Genomic DNA, 14,043 nt, shown 5'->3' with positions numbered 1-14,043 from the left:
AAACCACCCTTTTTGTTCAAAATAAGAAAGAATGAAAAGGAGGGTGGAAAATGGCGAAACAACAAAATAAACAAAACGTACAAGCGGCAAATCAGGCTTATACTTCTGAAACGAATAATACAGCTAACTCAGTTATCGAAGAACAAATTAGCGATACAGTTGCAGAAGGAACAATCGATGCAAAGCTTGGGCAAGAATCACAAGAGAAAGCGTAAGAAGAGAGGAGAGATGAATCTCCTCTTTTCTTATGGGAAAAAGTGTCGATTTTCAAAACTATAATCAAATTCCTTGGTTTTTATATGTGGATTTCTTACAATGAAATATAAGAGATATCTTATTTTGTATAGAAGAGGTGTTAGTAGTGGCGAAAATATTAGTTGCAGGGAAAATTCCAGAAATCGGATTAGAATTATTAAAGGATCATGATGTAGAAATGTACGATAAAGAAGAGTTAATTTCTTTAGATGAATTAACAGAGCGTGTAAAAGATAAAGATGCATTGTTAAGCTTACTTTCTACAAAGGTGACGAAAGAAGTTATTGATGCGGCACCTCATTTAAAGATTGTTGCAAACTACGGTGCTGGTTACGATAATATTGATTTCACGTATGCAGGAGAAAAAGGAATTGTAGTATCGAATACACCGAAAGTATCAACTGAAGCGACAGCAGAATTAACATTTGCACTGCTTTTAGCAGCGGCACGCAGAATTCCTGAAGGGGATAGTTTATGTCGTACAACTGGATTTAACGGCTGGGCACCATTATTTTTCTTAGGCCGCGAAGTACACGGTAAGACAATTGGAATTATTGGCCTTGGAGAAATCGGGAAGGCAGTTGCAAAGCGTGCGAAAGCATTTGGAATGGATATTTTATATACAGGGCCAAATCGTAAGCCCGAAGCTGAAAGTGAACTGGGAGCAACATATGTAACATTGGAAGAATTATTACAAACATCGGACTTTATTACAATTAACTGTGCTTATAATCCGAAATTACATCATATGATTGATGAAGAACAGTTTAAAATGATGAAGAAAACAGCATATATTATAAATGCTTCACGTGGACCAATTATGCATGAATCAGCACTTGCTCATGCACTAAAAACGAATGAAATTGAAGGTGCAGCTCTTGACGTATTTGAATTTGAACCGAAAATTACAGAAGAGCTAAAAGGATTAAAGAATGTAGTACTTGCTCCTCACGTAGGAAATGCAACATTCGAAACTCGTGATGCGATGGCTGAAATGGCAGTGAGAAATATTTTAGCTGTATTAAACAATGAAGAACCTGTAACACCTGTAAATCAAAAATTATTAGTTACAAAATAAAAAGAAACCTTCCGTATTCGGAAGGTTTCTTTTTATTTTTCTTTATTCGCTTTTTTAGACGGTCTTTGTCTAATGAATTGAGATAGCATATACAAAATATATAATGGAATAGCAATGAATAAGAAAACAGAAAAATTACCGAACCCTGTTTGGTACATTGTGATAATGATCCCAATTAAAAATAATGTAATAATTATGCTATATCGTGGAATTGGTACATCTTTTAAACTTGGGATACGAATACGACTCACCATTAAAAATGCGAACGTTACAAATACTGTAATAAGAACGATTTTTGGAATGGTATGTGAAAATAATGTTAGGAAAGCGACAAGCCCTCCTGCTGCAGTAATCGGAACTCCAGTGAAATATTTCATAGAAGTAGATGATGGTGTTACATTAAATCGTGCTAAGCGATATGCTCCGAACAGTGGGAATAATCCCGCTATGTATAGTCCAATGATTCCGTAGTTGGAGAAAGATGTGTAATACATTAACACGGCAGGTGCCGCGCCAAACGTTACAACATCTGCGAGTGAATCAAGCTCTTTTCCCATTTGTGAATCAACGCGTAATAAACGAGCAACACGACCGTCAAGACTATCTAACATCATCCCGATAAGTACTAAAATAGCAGCTGATTTATAATATCCTAAAGATGCATAGCCGATTGACAAAAATCCGCTATATAAATTTCCGAGCGTAAATAAGTTTGGAATAGCTGCTCTATACAAAATCTGATCCCTTGCTTTCTGTAATAAATTCTTAATTAGTGTATGAAAGTTTACTTATTTTATCATACCATAAATTTCTTCCTCATACGAAAGAAATTCCCAATTTGTGAAAGATTGTATAGAAGAGAAATTTGAAAAATAAGTAAAAAAAAAAGGAAGCAACTTTTGTAAAGTTGCTTCCTACACTATTCAAATTTCGTTTTCATCGTTCCGGTTTTATATCGATTGTTAGGATCAAATCGTAATAAATCTCCATAAATGAGTTTGTCGGATAATTTTAATTCTGTTTTTGCTTTTTCAATATAAGGCTGACATAGTGTTAAATCAGCTTCTTCACCTGTGCTTCTTTTATAGCACATATTTTTTGTATAAACATAACCTTCCGAAACAAAACTACCGTCCCGCATTACCATAAGAGGGTCTTTTTCTTTCGTAAATAAGTCTGTTCCAAATTCTACGGATTGATTTGTTTTAATACCAAGTAAATGAAGTAACGTTGGTTTAATATCAATTTGACCAGATACTTTAGAGATGACTTTTCCTTCTTGGCCAGGCACATGAATAATGAGAGGGACGCGTTGTAATTGCATAGAATCAAACGGTGTAATAGCGTCTTTCCCAAGGAACTGAGCCATAGCTGCATTATGGTTTTCAGAAATGCCGTAATGATCACCATAAATGACAATAACGGAATTATCATACAGTCCTTCGTCTTTCAATTGTTTAATAAATAATTTAAGAGCTTCATCCGTGTAACGAACGGTTGGGAAGTAACGATTTAAAACACCACTTTCGGAATTAAATTCATCAACATATTGATCTTCTGGATTTAGAAGAAATGGAAAATGGTTTGTTAACGTAATAAATTTTGTATAGAACGGTTGTGGTAAAGATTTTAACTTTGGAATAGATTGTTCAAAGAACTCTTTATCTTTTAATCCCCAACCGACAGACATTTGTTCCGTTCCTACGTAATCATTTAAATTAAAGTAACGATCATATCCAAGCGCAGGATACATTACATCACGATTCCAAAACGTTTTATCGTTTGAATGGAAGACAGCAGAAGAATATCCGTATTTCTTTAATTGTTCTGGTGTGGCAGTGTATTCATTTGTTGCATGAGTAAAGAATACAGAACCACGGTCTAACGGATAAAGGGAATTTTCAACGATAAATTCAGCATCAGAAGTTTTACCTTGTCCCGTTTGATGATAGAAGTTATCGAAATAAAAACTATCTTTAATAAACTCATTTAAAAATGGAGTAATCTCTTTTCCATTTATTTTTTTATTAATAACAAAACTTTGTGTAGATTCCATTGAAATTAAAATTACATTTTTACCCTTTGCAGCTCCAAATAAGTTTTTATCAACTTGTTTATCTTTTGAGTCTGTATAGTTTTTAATTTCAGAGAACCCGTCTCCACTTGCAAATACACGCTCAGCTGAAGACTTAGATTGAAGTGTAATATCAAATAGATGATATGTGTATAACCCTAAATTTTTCACGACAGTTTGACGATCAAATGAGCGTGAGAACATTTGTGGTTTATATATAACTGAAACAACAATTTGTAGTGCTAATAATGCTGTTACACCGCTAAAGAAAGTTCGCTTCTCAGAGCGAGAAAGTGGTGTTTTATCACCAAATGATGGGAATTTACGCGAAATAAACATTAAAATAATTGCGTCTGCAAATAAAAGTAATGTTTTATACGTAAAGAGTTCTTTTATACTCGTCCCTAAGTCAGCCATATTATTTGTTTGGAATAAAACAGGGAAAGTAACAAAATCGTTATAGAACCCGTAAAACATTGCATTTCCAAATAAAATAAATGACAGTATAAAACTAATTACAATAATAATTCGGTTTCGGTACTTAGATGCAAGTAAAGCGAAACCAAAAAATAAAAGTAACGAAGCTAGTGGATTAATAAAAAGCATAAATTCTTCAAAGAAGTTATCAATTCTAATATCAAATGCTAGCTTGTACACAATATATGTTTTTATCCATAATAAAACGACTGCAACTAGTGCAAATCGCAGTTTTGGAAACAGATTTTGTAGCATAATATACTCCTCTCCTAAAAGCATGACAGTTCTTGTGAGCCGGTTTGATTAGCGCCTCATTTTATATATACGAACAGTCCTTTGTTATTATGTTTATTATACTATGAGTATCATTATACGAAAATAAAAGAGAGTTGTGGGCTTTTTTATAATAATTGAGTAGAAAAAGGGCAGTGGGAGACAATAAAACGGAGTTTCTATGTATGATAATTATCGTGCGCAGAAAGAATCGAGTAATAAAACGGAGGTTATAATGCGAAAATTATTATATTTTATAGTATGCAGTAGTGTTATACTTTTTTCCTCACCGAGTATGTCAGTAGCGCAATATGATGCACCCCTTGTGGAGGATGCACTTTATTCTGTTTTATTTCCAAAAATAAATAAGGCAATTGAAAAACAATATGGAAATTTGAAACCTTATCAATGTCCTAAAATCATCCGTTTAAAAAAAGTGTATAGTGGCACATATTTATTTCAAGCGGTTATTGAAGTGACGAAGTATGAACAGGTTGGTGGGAAAATTGTTCCACCATTCGAAAAAGTAACAATTACTTTTAATAACGAAGAAGGCGAATGGGAAGTGACAAATATAGTAGTAAAGCGCTTACCAAATGATACGAAGTTAAACTGTAAAAAAACAATATAAAAAATTGTTTGACAAATAAAATGGTCCTTTGGTATTGTTAATAGCAACAATTAGATGTTTGAAAATTAAATAGACTTACCTCATCTACTCTCAAAGGTAGAGGCCGCGATAGGAAAGAGTAAGCTATGGGAGATTTAATGGAATCTGTGATCATAGGTTGAAAGGGACTATTGCCGAAATATAAGAATAACCATCTTATTCATATATTGGGACTGCATTGAATAAATGTAGTACTGTCATAATATTTATTTTATGGAGAGCTATTTGGAGATGTTGATGCGGTTTCTTATTTTGAGAAGATAACAACTCGTTTATTTTTTCAATATATATTTTTCCTAATAAGAAACGCGTGTGAACATTGTTCCGCGCGTTTTTTGTCTATCTAAAAGCGTGCTGCAATGAATAGAAGATTGGGGTTATGAGTTTTAGAGGAAATAAGGGAGGAATTCAAATGTATTTACACGGCACAAGCCGAATCAATGGGCAAGGACACTTAGAAATTGGTGGGTGCGATACGACGCAGCTAGCAAAACAATACGGAACACCACTTTATGTATACGATGAAGAGTCTATTCGAGGAAAGTGCCGCGCGTTTCATCGTGCTTTTAAAGAAAGTGGTTTCTCTTATCAAGTAGCATATGCAAGCAAGGCGTTCTTGTGCATGGAGATGTGCCGAGTAGCTCGTGAAGAGAATATGTCTTTAGACGTTGTTTCTGGAGGAGAATTATATACTGCGCTCCAAGCTGGTTTTCCGGCATCGCGTATTCATTTTCACGGAAATAATAAAACAGAAGAAGAAATGATTATGGCTCTTCAGGCGAATATCGGTTGTTTTGTAGTAGATAATTTCTTAGAATTAGAAATCTTACATGATTTAGCAATGCAACATGGGAAATTTGTGAACATATTAATCCGTGTAACGCCTGGAGTAGAGGCACATACACACGAATATATAACAACAGGTCAAGAGGATTCGAAATTTGGGTTTGGTGTTTCAAATGGTCAAGCGATGCAAGCAATTGAGCTTGCCTTGCAAAAATCAAATTATAATGTGCTAGGAATTCACTCGCACATCGGATCACAAATATTTGAAACGGCTGGATTTGTTCGAGCAATTGAAGTACTCCGCCAATTTTTAGAAGAAGTGAGAGAGCGAACACATTATGTGATGAAAGTATTAAATGTGGGCGGAGGTTTCGGTATACGTTATACGGAGTCAGATGCACCATTAACACTTGAAACGTATGTGCACGCTGTAACAAGTACGATAAGAGAACAATTTACATTATGTGAATATCCGCTTCCAGAAATATGGATTGAACCAGGTCGTAGTATCGTAGGTGATGCTGGAACAACACTTTATACAGTCGGAGCGGTGAAAGAGATTCCTGGCATTCGGAAATATGTTTCAGTCGATGGTGGAATGACAGATAATTTAAGACCAGCTCTATACGGAGCCCGTTATGAGGCGATGTTGGCGAATCGAGGGAATGATAAGAATGAGGAGCTCGTTTCGATTGCTGGGAAATGCTGTGAAAGTGGAGATATGCTGATTTGGGATATTAACTTACCGCAAGTTGCTTCTTCTGATTTACTAGCAATTTCTTGTACGGGGGCATATGGGTACTCGATGGCTAATAATTATAATCGTATTCGTAGACCAGCTGTCGTCTTTGCAAAAGGCGGGACGTCACAAATTGTCGTAGAACGTGAAACATATGAAAATATCATTGGGAACGATCGCATACGTATTAAAGAGCTGGTGTGAATGAGAAAGAAGGAGTTGTCTAGTAAAGGCAACTCCTTTTAAAAAAAGAAAAATAATTAAATATATCGGAAAACTAGGATTGAAAAAAATCAGAATTGTGATAAAATACAAATACAAAGCTTATCAAGAGAAGCTGAGGGAACTGGCCCTACGAAGCTCGGCAACCTGCTTATAGAAAGCAAGGTGCTAAATCCAGCAAAATGGAATCCATTTTGAAAGATAAGGTAAAATATATTACCGAACAGTCTTTTCGAAATGGGAAAGATTTTTTTTATGAATAAAAAGGGGGCTGTTTGCGTGAGCGTACGGGAACATTTTGATGAAGTGTCCGAAAAAATTCAAACGATGCTTGCTGATATGAAATATGGTTCAATTACAATTGTTGTGCAAGATGGAAAAGTGATTCAATTAGAGAAAAGTGAAAAGGTCCGTTTAAAGTGAAAAGCGCTGACTAGAAAAACTAGAGGCGGTTTTAATCTATTTTTAATAGGTTAAAGCCGTCTTTTTGCTTTTACAGGGGGAAAAAACATGTTGACGTACGAAACGTGGAAAGAAAATAGTGTTTCATTTTCTGAAGAAGATGAAACGAAAGGCGCGCTATCAGTATTAAGTTGGGCTTATAGAGAGTATAAAGATGAAATTGTATATGCATGTAGCTTTGGGGTGGAGGGAATGGTTTTATTGCATCTTATAAACCAAGTAAATCCATCTGCTAAAGTTGTATTTTTAGATACAAATGTTCATTTTCAAGAAACGTACGAATTAATTAAAAAGGTACGCGAGAGATTTCCTTCATTAAATATTATAGAAAAACTGCCAGAACTTACACTTGATGAACAAGCGAAGCTTCATGGAGAGAAGTTATGGGAAAGTAATCCGAATCTTTGCTGTAGTATTAGAAAAATTTTACCGTTAGAAAAATCATTAGCAGCGGAAAAAGCGTGGATATCGGGCTTAAGAAGGGAACAATCAGAAACGCGTAAGCATACACAGTTTATAAATCAAGATCGTCGTTTTCAATCTATTAAAGTTTGTCCGCTCATTCATTGGACTTGGAAAGAAGTTTGGCGATATGTATATAAACATAGTTTGCCGTATAACCCATTGCATGATGTTGGCTATCCGAGTATTGGGTGTGAGAAATGTACATTACCTGTAGGTGATGGTGGCGACTCAAGAGATGGAAGATGGGCTGGGAAAATGAAGACGGAATGTGGCCTTCACTTTCAATGAGATAGATTTTGAAATAAAGCTAAGAAGGGATATAAGAAGATGAGTACAACAAATGAATTAGTAAACCGCATTGATGAAACATATGACATATCGAACATTGTAAAGGAAATCGAGATAGACAAAATTGCACTTAGTGATTTAGAACTTTTGGCGACAGGAGGATATAGCCCTCTTACAGGATTTTTAGGGAAGAGAGATTATGATTCAGTAGTAGAAACGCTTCGTTTAGCAAATGGAAGCGTATGGAGTATACCGATTACACTACCGGTAACAGAAGAAGTAGCAGAGAAACTGCAGGCTGGAGAGGAAGTAAAACTTGTCAACGCCGGAAATGTATATGGTGTTATTCAAATAGAAGATATTTTTGTACCTGATAAAGAAAAAGAAGCGTTACTTGTATATAAAACGACGAATGAAGCTCATCCAGGAGTAAAGAAATTATATGAACGACCAAATGTTTACGTTGGAGGAGCTATTATTCTTACAAAACGCTTTGAAAATAAGCAATTTCCTTCTTATCATTTAGATCCGATTGAAACGAGAGAAGAATTTAAAAAACGTGGCTGGAAAACAGTAGTCGGATTTCAAACGAGAAACCCGGTACATCGTGCTCATGAATATATTCAAAAGTCTGCTCTTGAAATTGTAGACGGTCTCTTTTTAAATCCACTTGTTGGGGAAACAAAGTCAGATGATATTCCTGCTGATGTAAGGATGGAAAGCTATGAAGTACTACTTCAAAACTATTATCCGAAAAACCGTGTCTTTTTAGGCGTATTTCCTGCAGCAATGCGTTACGCAGGACCAAGGGAAGCGATATTTCATGCACTAGTAAGAAAGAACTTTGGTTGCACCCACTTTATTGTAGGGCGTGATCATGCCGGGGTAGGAGACTATTACGGAACATATGAAGCGCAGGAAATCTTTACGAATTTTACAGTAGAAGAGTTAGGGATTACGCCGTTATTTTTTGAACATAGTTTCTACTGCACTAAATGTGAAGCAATGGCTTCAACGAAAACGTGTCCGCATGGAAAAGAAGACCGTGTCATCTTATCAGGTACGAAAGTACGAGAAATGTTAAGAAATGGTGAGATTCCGCCGAGTACATTTAGTCGTAAAGAAGTAGTGGAAGTGCTGATAAAAGGTTTGAAAAAAGAAGTAGTAACAGAATAGGGAGAGAACGAGATGGATACGAATATTACTTGGCATACAGCTTCTGTTTCAAAAGATGAGAGAAGAGTGAAAAATGGGCATCACAGTTTTGTAGTTTGGTTTACTGGTTTATCAGCTTCGGGTAAATCTACAGTAGCGAATGCGGTTGCTCGTAAACTGTTTGAAAAGAATATCGGAAATTATGTGCTAGATGGGGATAATATTCGCCACGGTTTAAATAAAGATTTAGGTTTTTCTGAAAGTGATCGTATGGAAAATATAAGACGTATTGGTGAAGTGGCGAAGCTATTTGTAGATCAAGGAACTGTTGTCCTTACAGCGTTTATTTCACCATTTCGAGTAGACAGAAAACAAGTTAGAGATCTATTAGCGGCAGATGAGTTTATTGAAGTCTTTGTGAAGTGTCCGATTGAAGAGTGTGAGAAACGTGATCCGAAAGGACTTTATAAAAAGGCGAGAAAAGGTGATATTAAAGAGTTTACGGGAATTGATTCACCGTATGAGGAACCAGAACAAGCGGAATTAATTGTAGAAACGCACAAGTATTCTATTGAAGAATGTGCAGAACAAATCGTGAAATACTTACAAGAGCGTAGTTTTATATAGGGGGATTAAAAATGAGTTATGAAAAAGTATGGGCTAATAATGAAAAATTAAATCAGACTGAGAAAAACAAATTAGAAAAAGATGGATTGGAAATCTTTAATGATATTCCATACTACGCAGAAAATGGATTCGAATCTATTCCGAAAGAAGAGTGGGACGCATTTAAATGGGCAGGATTGTATTTGCAACGACCGAAAGAAGCGGGCTATTTTATGATGCGTGTCAATATTCCTTCTGGGATTATTACAAATGCGCAGGCAGAGGTGCTAGCTTCTATCGCTGAAGATTATGGGCGTGATGTGTTAGATATTACGACAAGACAGGCGATTCAGTTTCATTGGTTAGAAATTGGGCAAATTCCGGATATTTTTAAAAGATTAGCGAGAGTTGGTTTATCTTCAGCAGGGGCATGCGGTGATATTACACGTAATATTACAGGTAATCCACTTGCTGGAATTGATGCGAATGAACTATTTGATACAACATCGATTGTTAAAGAAATATACGATTACTTCCAACATAATGAAGAGTTTTCTAATCTACCACGTAAATTTAAAATGTCTATTAGTTCTAACATTTATAATTCAGCAAATGCAGAGATTAACTGTGTGGCATTTACACCTGCTACGAAAGAAATAGATGGTGAGAAAAAAGTTGGTTTTCATATAAAAGTAGGCGGAGGCTTATCAGCTCGTCCGTACTTAGCGGAAGAATTAGATGTATTCGTTTTACCAGAAGAAGTGAAAGCAGTATCGATTGCAATTGCTACTATATTCCGTGATTTTGGATATCGTGAAAAGCGTCATTTAGCACGTTTGAAATTTCTTGTTGCTGACTGGGGCGCGGAGAAATTTAAAGAGAAACTAATAGAGTATACAGGACCATTGCAAAGTAAAGGGGAGAGTGCTCTCAAAGGCTGGAATGCAGGATACTTTTATGGCGCCCAGGATCAAAAACAAGAGGGGTTAAAATATGTCGGTTTTAATGTGCCGGTAGGACGTTTACATGCAGAGGAAATGTTTGAGATTGCAAGAATTGCAAAGAAATATGGAAACGGACAAATCCGTACTTGTAACTCACAAAACTTCATTATTCCGAATGTTCCGCCAGAAAATGTTGCAGGATTATTAAGTGAACCGTTGTTTGAAGTAATTTCTGCAAATCCGAAATCATTTATTGGTCATGCGGTTTCATGTACTGGTATTGAGTATTGCAATCTTGCGTTAGTAGAAACGAAAGAAAGATTACACAAAATCGCAGAGTACTTAGATACACAAATTGCACTTGATGTTCCGATTCGAATTCATATGGTAGGATGCCCGAACTCCTGTGGTCAACGTCAAATTGCTGATATTGGTTTGCAAGGGATAAAACTGAAAACGAAGGAAAAGGGAATCGTTGAGGCGTTTGAAATATATGTGGGCGGAACGCTATTAGACGGAGGAGCATATAACGAAAAATTAAAAGGGAAAATAGATGGAGAAGATTTGCCGGATGTTCTCGTGTCCTTTTTAAGTTATTTCCAAAAGAATAAATTACTAGCCGAAACGTTTTATGATTTCGTCGGACGTGTTGGAGTGGAAGAATTACAAATTGTACTAAACCAAGTAGTAGAAGAAGTAATAGCGTCTTAGGAGGGACAATATGGATTTATATCGATTTGAAGCTGTATTAGTGAATAGTGTTGTTCCAATAGTCGTTGTTGCTCAAAGTGAAGAGCAAGCATTTAAGCTTGCGGAGATAGAACTTGAAAAATACTTTTTACCGCTACCAGAAGTGAAAGAAATCTCATTATATGAAAAAAAGAAGATTCGAAAAGGCGCGGCATTCGTTATTCATGAGTAAGGGGCAGTGTAATACGAAATAATAGTAACTTCCATTCGTGATGAAGAGTGGAAGTTTCATTTTATAGTAGAAATGAGGAGAGATGATGGGGAAGGTTTATATCGTTGGGGCGGGGCCTGGTGATCCAGATTTAATTACTGTTAAAGGGTTGAAATGTATCGAGAAGGCGGACGTTATTTTGTATGACCGCCTTGTGAATAAAGAGTTACTTTCTTATGCAAAGCCTGAAGCTGATTTAATTTATTGCGGGAAACTCCCGAATTATCACACGATGAAGCAAGAGACAATTAACACATTTCTTATTAAATATGCGAAAAAAGGAAAAGTTGTAACGAGGCTTAAGGGCGGAGATCCATTTGTATTTGGAAGAGGTGGGGAAGAAGCTGAAGCGTTAGCGAAGCAAAATATCCCATTTGAAATTATTCCTGGTATTTCAGCTGGGATAGCTGCTCCTGCTTACGCTGGAATTCCGGTAACGCACCGCGATGCCAGTGCAAGTTTTGCTGTTGTGACAGGGCACCGGAAAGAAGGGGCTGAAGAGGAAGTGAAGTGGGAAAGTTTAGCGAAAGGTGTAGATACATTAGCTGTCTATATGGGGGTTAGTAATTTACCTTACATATGTGAACAACTAATAAAACATGGAAAAGATCAAAGTACACCTGCTGCTATCATTGAGTGGGGAACGACATCTATGCAGCGTACTGTTACAGCAACGTTAGGAACAATTGTAGATGTAGCCAAAAAAGAACAAATTAAAAATCCGAGTATGATTGTTATTGGAGAAGTTGTCCGTTTTAGAGAAAAGATACATTGGTTTGAGAAACAAACGGAAACTGCATATCAAGTAAGCGGAGTATTGTAAAATGAAGGCTGTTATATATATATGTCATGGAAGCCGTTTGAAAGCAGCAAAAGAAGAAGCGGTTGCGTTTATTACGTCATGTATGAACTATGTAGAGGCAAATATTCAAGAAATTTGTTTTTTAGAACTAGCGAATCCTTCTATTGAAGAAGGATTTCGTAAATGTGTGGAGCGTGGTGCTACAGAGATTATCGCTATTCCTGTTTTTTTATTAGCGGCAGGACATGTAAAGAAAGATATTCCGCTTGAATTACGAAAGTTAAACGAGGAATATCCGGATATCAAAATAGTGTATGGTAATCCATTTGGTGTATCAGAAGTGCTTGTAAAAGCGGTATATAACGGAAGTGGTATTAAAGACTATGAAGAAAAAGTAACACTTTTGCTCGTTGCAAGAGGGAGTAGTGATCCGGAAACTTTACAAGACATAAAGTGGATTTCTTCTTTATTTCAAAAAGAAGAGAACATTAAAGAGGTGGAAGTTTGTTATTTAGCAGCCGCGGAGCCGAAGTTTGATGAGAAGTTGAAAGAAATTGTAGAACAAAAAGAACGGAACATTGTTGTGTTACCTTACTTATTATTTACAGGCTTACTCATGAAACATGTTGAGAAAGAAGTGCGTCAATATGAATCGGAAGAGATAAAAATAAGTCCATATTTAGGAAAGAATGTAGCGTTTCGAGAGATGTTAATTCAGAAAACAGAGGAAATATTGAAGGGAGATCAATATGTATCCACTTACAGTGCGAGTTGATGAGAAACGTGTTGTTGTCATTGGTGGAGGGAAAGTAGCAGGGTTTAAAATTATTCCTTTACTAAAACAAGGTGCGGATATAGTTGTGATAAGTACAGAATTAGATGCGAATTTAGTGAAACTTGTAGAAGAAAAGCAAATTCGTTGGTATCAAAGAGAGTATGAGAAAAGTGATATTAAAGATGCTTTTTTAGTAGTTGCAGCGACTAGCGATTCGGTACTAAATGAACAAATTGCTGAAGATGCCTCGGTAAATCAACTGGTAAATGTTATTACGAATCCGGAAAGTGGAAATGTTCATTTTCCGGCGGCAATTCATCGTGGACTACTTAATGTAGCTGTTTCTACTGGAGGGGCAAGTCCGAAACTTGCAAAAAAAATTCGTGATGATATCGCAAATAAATATGATGAGAAGTATGAATCGTATCTTGATTTTTTATATGAAGTTAGAATAAAAGTGAAAGAATTACAAGTAGAGAAAAGGCAAAAAAATATATTGTTGCAAGAAGTATTAAAGTCGATATATGTTCAAAGTGAACAAAAAAGAGAGCTTTTTTTACAAGAATTAGAGAGGGGAATTTATATAGGATAGTGAGTGAATTGTGCTTTACAAATATAAAAATATAATTTATAATCACAAGTAACTTCAAAAGATGAAATCGATGAGCAAGAAGAGTACGTATATTTGATGCGTTCAGAGAGCTGGGGTAAGGTGTGAGCCCGGTACGATAAAATATACAGAATGGGCTTGCGAGAGGTATGCTGAACATTGCAGTAGGCAACCCGGGTTCCGCCGTTAAAAGGATAGGGTATCGGAATTTTCCTGTACCTGAACAAGTGGGATTTATTGATCCAATTGAGGTGGTACCACGGTATTCTATTACATATATCGTCCTCTACATGCATATTTGCGTGTAGGGGACTTTTTTATTTTCTAAAGGAGGTGTGCGAGTATGAAATGAAAGTGTATAATCTATAAAAGTTATAATATTCAGAAAAGGAGAATTTATG

General features: G+C 36.0%; 15 protein-coding genes, 2 riboswitches and 1 other annotated feature. Of the genes, 13 read left to right on the top strand and 2 right to left on the bottom strand.

The genetic code is table 11. From position 1 onward, the window contains the following. The first annotated feature begins 50 nt into the window (after nt 1-50). Both QCI75_RS19800 and QCI75_RS19795 read left to right on the top strand, forming a co-directional pair. Nucleotides 51-215, top strand: a complete 165-nt coding sequence (locus QCI75_RS19800; protein WP_098776712.1) for a YozQ family protein — start codon at nt 51-53, stop codon at nt 213-215. Nucleotides 216-361: 146 nt separating this feature from the next. After that, a complete protein-coding gene (locus tag QCI75_RS19795; protein ID WP_144507198.1) occupies nt 362-1,333 on the top strand; it encodes a 2-hydroxyacid dehydrogenase family protein in 972 nt (323 codons plus the stop codon). A 32-nt stretch (nt 1,334-1,365) separates the two neighbouring features. On the opposite strand, the gene pssA is transcribed toward QCI75_RS19795, so the two are convergent. Beyond that, nucleotides 1,366-2,067, bottom strand: coding sequence for a CDP-diacylglycerol--serine O-phosphatidyltransferase (pssA, locus tag QCI75_RS19790; protein ID WP_044739224.1), 702 nt, complete (start codon nt 2,065-2,067; stop codon nt 1,366-1,368). 185 nt (nt 2,068-2,252) lie between these two features. Further along, nucleotides 2,253-4,139: an LTA synthase family protein gene (locus tag QCI75_RS19785; RefSeq protein ID WP_353761058.1), complete on the bottom strand. Its 1,887-nt coding sequence runs from the start codon at nt 4,137-4,139 to the stop codon at nt 2,253-2,255. 253 nt (nt 4,140-4,392) lie between these two features. Between QCI75_RS19785 and QCI75_RS19780 the strand changes: the two genes are divergently transcribed. From QCI75_RS19780 to QCI75_RS19730, 11 genes are all read left to right on the top strand, one after another. Then, the gene (locus tag QCI75_RS19780; protein WP_353761057.1) at nt 4,393-4,788 is read left to right on the top strand and encodes a DUF3888 domain-containing protein; all 396 of its coding nucleotides are present in this window, start codon (nt 4,393-4,395) and stop codon (nt 4,786-4,788) included. 89 nt (nt 4,789-4,877) lie between these two features. After that, nucleotides 4,878-5,059, top strand: a riboswitch (Lysine riboswitch). Between the two features lie 180 nt (nt 5,060-5,239). Continuing rightward, nucleotides 5,240-6,556 (top strand): diaminopimelate decarboxylase, encoded by a 1,317-nt coding sequence (gene lysA / locus QCI75_RS19775; RefSeq protein ID WP_144508910.1) that lies wholly within the window; start codon nt 5,240-5,242, stop codon nt 6,554-6,556. A gap of 117 nt (nt 6,557-6,673) precedes the next feature. Beyond that, nucleotides 6,674-6,782, top strand: a riboswitch (SAM riboswitch). A gap of 71 nt (nt 6,783-6,853) precedes the next feature. Further along, nucleotides 6,854-6,997 (top strand): YezD family protein, encoded by a 144-nt coding sequence (locus tag QCI75_RS19770; protein WP_002149491.1) that lies wholly within the window; start codon nt 6,854-6,856, stop codon nt 6,995-6,997. 87 nt (nt 6,998-7,084) lie between these two features. Next, nucleotides 7,085-7,789, top strand: a complete 705-nt coding sequence (locus QCI75_RS19765) for a phosphoadenylyl-sulfate reductase (protein ID WP_144508271.1) — start codon at nt 7,085-7,087, stop codon at nt 7,787-7,789. Nucleotides 7,790-7,828: 39 nt separating this feature from the next. After that, nucleotides 7,829-8,965: a sulfate adenylyltransferase gene (gene sat / locus QCI75_RS19760; protein WP_353761056.1), complete on the top strand. Its 1,137-nt coding sequence runs from the start codon at nt 7,829-7,831 to the stop codon at nt 8,963-8,965. 12 nt (nt 8,966-8,977) lie between these two features. Then, nucleotides 8,978-9,571: an adenylyl-sulfate kinase gene (gene cysC, locus QCI75_RS19755; RefSeq protein ID WP_144508267.1), complete on the top strand. Its 594-nt coding sequence runs from the start codon at nt 8,978-8,980 to the stop codon at nt 9,569-9,571. An 11-nt stretch (nt 9,572-9,582) separates the two neighbouring features. Beyond that, nucleotides 9,583-11,205 carry a nitrite/sulfite reductase gene (locus QCI75_RS19750; protein ID WP_353761055.1) on the top strand — a complete coding sequence of 541 codons (1,623 nt, stop codon included), beginning with the start codon at nt 9,583-9,585 and terminating at the stop codon, nt 11,203-11,205. Between the two features lie 10 nt (nt 11,206-11,215). Beyond that, a complete protein-coding gene (locus QCI75_RS19745) occupies nt 11,216-11,416 on the top strand; it encodes a DUF3906 family protein (protein ID WP_002064460.1) in 201 nt (66 codons plus the stop codon). Nucleotides 11,417-11,501: 85 nt separating this feature from the next. Beyond that, entirely contained in the window at nt 11,502-12,278 is a 777-nt protein-coding gene (gene cobA, locus QCI75_RS19740) for a uroporphyrinogen-III C-methyltransferase (protein ID WP_353761054.1), read from the top strand. Between the two features lies 1 nt (nt 12,279). Further along, nucleotides 12,280-13,032 carry a sirohydrochlorin chelatase gene (locus tag QCI75_RS19735; protein WP_144508261.1) on the top strand — a complete coding sequence of 251 codons (753 nt, stop codon included), beginning with the start codon at nt 12,280-12,282 and terminating at the stop codon, nt 13,030-13,032. Beyond that, on the top strand, nt 13,007-13,624 hold the full coding sequence (locus QCI75_RS19730) for an NAD(P)-binding protein (protein WP_353761053.1): 618 nt from the start codon (nt 13,007-13,009) through the stop codon (nt 13,622-13,624). The genes QCI75_RS19735 and QCI75_RS19730 overlap by 26 nt, the downstream gene beginning before the upstream one ends. A gap of 61 nt (nt 13,625-13,685) precedes the next feature. Beyond that, nucleotides 13,686-13,932: a binding site (T-box leader), on the top strand. Nucleotides 13,933-14,043 lie beyond the last annotated feature (111 nt).

Origin of the sequence: Bacillus cereus group sp. RP43 (genome assembly GCF_040459645.1) — a bacterium.
Classification (GTDB): Bacteria; Bacillota; Bacilli; order Bacillales; family Bacillaceae_G; genus Bacillus_A; species Bacillus_A mycoides_C.
The sequence above is the reverse complement of the archived record's forward strand: the minus strand, read 5'-3'. Positions and strand labels throughout refer to the sequence as shown.

What these genes read in the sequence shown, in the direction of transcription:
- sat (WP_353761056.1), top strand. Translation starts at nt 7,829, where the DNA reads ATGAGTACAACAAATGAATTAGTAAACCGCATTGATGAAACATATGAC.
- QCI75_RS19730 (WP_353761053.1), top strand. Translation starts at nt 13,007, where the DNA reads ATGTATCCACTTACAGTGCGAGTTGATGAGAAACGTGTTGTTGTCATT.
- QCI75_RS19785 (WP_353761058.1), bottom strand. Translation starts at nt 4,139, where the DNA reads ATGCTACAAAATCTGTTTCCAAAACTGCGATTTGCACTAGTTGCAGTC.
- QCI75_RS19750 (WP_353761055.1), top strand. Translation starts at nt 9,583, where the DNA reads ATGAGTTATGAAAAAGTATGGGCTAATAATGAAAAATTAAATCAGACT.
- QCI75_RS19800 (WP_098776712.1), top strand. Translation starts at nt 51, where the DNA reads ATGGCGAAACAACAAAATAAACAAAACGTACAAGCGGCAAATCAGGCT.
- QCI75_RS19780 (WP_353761057.1), top strand. Translation starts at nt 4,393, where the DNA reads ATGCGAAAATTATTATATTTTATAGTATGCAGTAGTGTTATACTTTTT.
- cobA (WP_353761054.1), top strand. Translation starts at nt 11,502, where the DNA reads ATGGGGAAGGTTTATATCGTTGGGGCGGGGCCTGGTGATCCAGATTTA.
- lysA (WP_144508910.1), top strand. Translation starts at nt 5,240, where the DNA reads ATGTATTTACACGGCACAAGCCGAATCAATGGGCAAGGACACTTAGAA.
- QCI75_RS19735 (WP_144508261.1), top strand. Translation starts at nt 12,280, where the DNA reads ATGAAGGCTGTTATATATATATGTCATGGAAGCCGTTTGAAAGCAGCA.
- cysC (WP_144508267.1), top strand. Translation starts at nt 8,978, where the DNA reads ATGGATACGAATATTACTTGGCATACAGCTTCTGTTTCAAAAGATGAG.
- QCI75_RS19745 (WP_002064460.1), top strand. Translation starts at nt 11,216, where the DNA reads ATGGATTTATATCGATTTGAAGCTGTATTAGTGAATAGTGTTGTTCCA.
- QCI75_RS19765 (WP_144508271.1), top strand. Translation starts at nt 7,085, where the DNA reads ATGTTGACGTACGAAACGTGGAAAGAAAATAGTGTTTCATTTTCTGAA.